At 66.4% G+C, this 3,779-nt stretch carries 3 protein-coding genes; all 3 read left to right on the forward strand.

Translation table 11 applies throughout. The annotated features are described in order from the left end of the window. Window positions 1-216 precede the first annotated feature (216 nt). Complete coding sequence (gene miaB, locus ACTHJR_RS14195; RefSeq protein WP_440523888.1) at window positions 217-1,530, forward strand: tRNA (N6-isopentenyl adenosine(37)-C2)-methylthiotransferase MiaB; 1,314 nt, start codon at window positions 217-219, stop codon at window positions 1,528-1,530. A gap of 288 nt (window positions 1,531-1,818) precedes the next feature. Then, window positions 1,819-2,988, forward strand: a complete 1,170-nt coding sequence (locus ACTHJR_RS14200) for an amidohydrolase family protein (RefSeq protein WP_440523889.1) — start codon at window positions 1,819-1,821, stop codon at window positions 2,986-2,988. 25 nt (window positions 2,989-3,013) lie between these two features. Beyond that, a complete protein-coding gene (locus tag ACTHJR_RS14205) occupies window positions 3,014-3,487 on the forward strand; it encodes a hypothetical protein (RefSeq protein WP_440523890.1) in 474 nt (157 codons plus the stop codon). Window positions 3,488-3,779 lie beyond the last annotated feature (292 nt).

The following is a 3,779-nucleotide window of genomic DNA, read 5'->3' on the forward strand; positions in this document are numbered from 1 at the left end:
GAGAGCCTGCGCCGCATCCGCGAAGCGCTGGCCGAGGTGATCGGGCACGACGTGCCGACCTTCATCGGACATGATGTCTGGGCCGGAAAAACTCCTCCCCGGGACGGGGAGGGGGACCAAGACGCGAAGCGGCTTGGTGGAGGGGGTCCACCTCAAGCGACACCCTGATTGGCCCCCTCCCCGTCCCGGGGAGGAGCTGTTATAGGCGCCGCCATCATGACCTCCGCCAAGAATCCCAAGACCTTCCACGTCAAGTCGTTCGGCTGCCAGATGAACGTCTATGACGGCGAGCGCATGGCCGAACTGATGGCCGCGCAGGGCCTGACCGCGACCGACGACGCCAATGCCGCCGACCTCGTGGTGCTCAACACCTGCCACATCCGCGAAAAGGCGACCGAGAAGGTCTATTCGGACATCGGCCGCCTGAGGAAACACGGCAACGAGCCGATGATCGCCGTCGCCGGCTGCGTCGCACAGGCCGAAGGTGAGGAGATCGCGCGCCGCGCCAAGGTCGATATCGTGGTCGGTCCGCAATCCTATCACAATTTGCCCAACCTCGTAGCGAAGGCTGCGGAAGGGCAACTCGGCCTCGACACCGACATGCCCGTCCTGTCGAAGTTCGACGCGCTGCCTGCCCGCCGCAAGGTGGGCCCGACCGCGTTCCTGACGGTGCAGGAAGGATGCGACAAATTCTGCACTTATTGCGTCGTCCCCTATACGCGCGGCGCCGAGATCAGCCGGCCATGGGCCGCGCTGGTCGACGAGGCCAAGGCGCTGGTCGACGCGGGCGCCAAGGAAATCACTTTGCTCGGCCAGAACGTGAACGCCTGGAGCGACGGTGATCGCGACCTGGGCGCGCTGATCCGCGAGCTCGACCGCATCCCCGGTCTCGCGCGTATCCGCTACACGACCAGCCATCCCAACGACATGACCGACGGACTGATCGCCGCGCATCGCGAGGTCGAGACATTGATGCCGTTCCTCCATCTGCCGGTCCAGGCGGGGACTGACCGCATCCTCAAGGCGATGAACCGCAGCCACAGCCGCGATTCCTATCTCCGCATCCTCGATCGCGTCCGCACCGCGCGGCCCGACATCGCCTTGTCGGGCGACTTCATCGTCGGCTTCCCCGGCGAGACCGATGCCGAGTTCGAGGACACGCTGAGCCTGATCGACGAAGTCCGCTATTCGATGGCGTTCAGCTTCAAATACAGCCCTCGCCCCGGCACCCCCGCCGCCGCGATGGACGGCCAGATCGCACCGCAAGTGATGGACGAACGCCTGCAACGCCTGCAGGCCGCGCTCAATCGCGATCAGGCCGCATTCAACGCCGCGAGCGTCGGGCGGACCTGCGACGTGCTGATCGAGCGCCCGGGCAAGCTTCCCGGCCAGATGCTCGGCAAGTCGCCCTGGCTGCAATCGGTCCTGATCGAGACCGACGCGCCGGTCGGGTCGATGGTCGAGGTCGAGCTGGTCAAGGCCGGCCCCAATTCGGTCATCGGCGTCGAACGGCTCCGCTTCGCTGCCTGAACCGCATCGTCACCCCGGACTTGTTCCGGGGTCCAACGCTCCTCAAGCGGAATCCCTGGCGACACGTTGGATGCCGGAACAAGTCCGGCATGACGAAGATAGTTGCTCAGCGGCCAGTCCAACGGCACGATCTCCGGCGCATCGCGATGGGGGGAAGTCATGCGCGGACGAGCAGCCGGTCGCTGGGCCCTTCTACTGGCGGGTGTCGCCCTCGCTTTTGCCGCGCCCGCGAGCGGGCCTGCGCAAACGCCCGTCGACTCACCCGTCGTCGCGGTAAAGGCCGCGCGGATGCTCGATGTCGAGAAGGGCCGCTACGAGCCGGACGCCGTCATCCTGATCACCGACGGCAAGATCACCGCCGCCGGTAGCAAGCTCGCCATTCCCGCCGGCGCCAAGGTGATCGACCTTGGCGACGCCACTGTCCTTCCCGGCCTGATCGACGCGCACGACCATCTGATGGCGCGCTTCAAGGAAGGGCCCGACGATTATGGCGCCAGCCTATTGACCAAATCGCTCGCCAGGCGCGCGCTCGACGGCGCAGCGGATGCCCGCGCCACCCTGCGTGCCGGCTTCACCTCGGTGCGCGACGTCGAGAGTGAGGGCTCGGGCTATGCCGATCTCGACCTGCGCGACGCGATCAACGAAGGCTTGGTCGAGGGACCACGTATGCAAGGCGCGTCGCGCGGCATCGCGATGATCGGCCAATACAATCCGTTCGGCGTGGCCTGGGACCTCAAGGATTTCCCGACCGGCGCGCAGATGGTCAGCGGCGTCGAGGAAGCGCGCCGCGCCGCGCGCGAGCAGATCGGTCATGGCGCGGACCTGATCAAGGTCTATGCCGACTGGCGGGACGCGACCTTCACGGTCGAGGAGATCCGCGCGATCGTCGAGGTAGCGCATCAATTCCACCGGAAGGTCGCGGCCCACGCAACCACACCCGACGGTATCCGCAACGCCTTGGCGGCGGGCGTCGATTCGATCGAGCATGGCAATGACGCGACCGCGGACGAGCTCAAGACCATGGCCGACAAGGGCGTGTTCTGGGTGCCGACCAAGGGCGCCTATGTCCGGTTCGGCGAGAAGGCGACCGATCCCCGGGTCAAAGCCTATGTCGACAAGTTGCTCGCCACCGCGCGCATCAATCTCCCGCTTGCGCAGAAACTGGGCGTCAAGATCGCCAGCGGCTTCGACGCCGGCACGATCGAGGATCATGGCGACAACGCGTTCGAGATCGTGACCCTGTCGCGGCTCGGCCTCGGCCCGCTCGGCGCGATCCGCGCCGCGACCCTGGGCGGTGCCGAGCTGATGGGATGGTCGGACAGAGTCGGCTCGCTGACTCCCGGTCATTATGGCGACCTGATCGCGGTGCGCGGCGACCCGCTTGCCGACATCACCCTGCTCCAGCGCGTGGCCTTCGTGATGAAGGGCGGCACGGTGGTTCGCGACGACCTGCACTGAGACGCCGAAGGCAGAGGGAGAGACCATGACCCCCAATCGCTTCCTGATCGCCGCGCTCGTCACCGGCATCGCCGCCGCCGCGATCGAGATGATCTTCGTGCTGCCGATCCAGGCGTCGCTGGGCAATTCGCCCGGGATCGTGTTCCAGTCGATCGCCAGCGGCACGATGGGCAAGAACGCCTATATTGGTGGAACGCCGGCGGTGTTGCTCGGCATCTTCTATCACGTCCTGATCTCGGTGGTCGCGGCGGGTGCCTATATCGCGGCGGCAAGGCCCCTGCCCTTCCTCTACAGCCGCCCGCTGCTCTGCGGCCTGCTCTGCGCGATCATTGCCTATGTCGTGATGAACTGGGTCGTCGTGCCGCTGTCGGCGGTGGGCTACACGCCGACCACCAACCCGGGGATGATGGCGCTGAGCTTTTCGATCCATGTCGTCGGTTTCGGCTGGCCGATCGCCTATATCTCGCGGCTGATGGAGCGATCCGCGACGTACTCCTGAGCGACGTCGCCGGCGATGTCGATCGATGAGGCGATTGCCCCGGACGCGAGGCGATCGCGCCACAGCCTCCGGCCAATCGCATCCGCGTGGTGATTAGGACTGTGCACCTGCTGCCCGATCTGCCATCGTCGTTGGCGAATGAACGACGCCCCCACCGCCCCAGCGCCTGACGGAACCCGGTTCCGCACGGCCTCGTTCGGCGAGGTCATGAAAGCGCGTTACTCGCCTCGCCGCCAACCCCTGCCCCTCGAAAGGACCGCATGAGCCGCAAGCCTGTCCCCGCCCAATCCGG

It is taken from the genome of Sphingomonas sp. (assembly GCF_051962185.1).
GTDB lineage: Bacteria > Pseudomonadota > Alphaproteobacteria > Sphingomonadales > Sphingomonadaceae > Sphingomonas.

Bases quoted from the DNA above. Each gene is read 5' to 3' on its own strand.
- miaB (WP_440523888.1), top strand. From the start codon at position 217: ATGACCTCCGCCAAGAATCCCAAGACCTTCCACGTCAAGTCGTTCGGC.
- ACTHJR_RS14200 (WP_440523889.1), top strand. From the start codon at position 1,819: ATGCTCGATGTCGAGAAGGGCCGCTACGAGCCGGACGCCGTCATCCTG.
- ACTHJR_RS14205 (WP_440523890.1), top strand. From the start codon at position 3,014: ATGACCCCCAATCGCTTCCTGATCGCCGCGCTCGTCACCGGCATCGCC.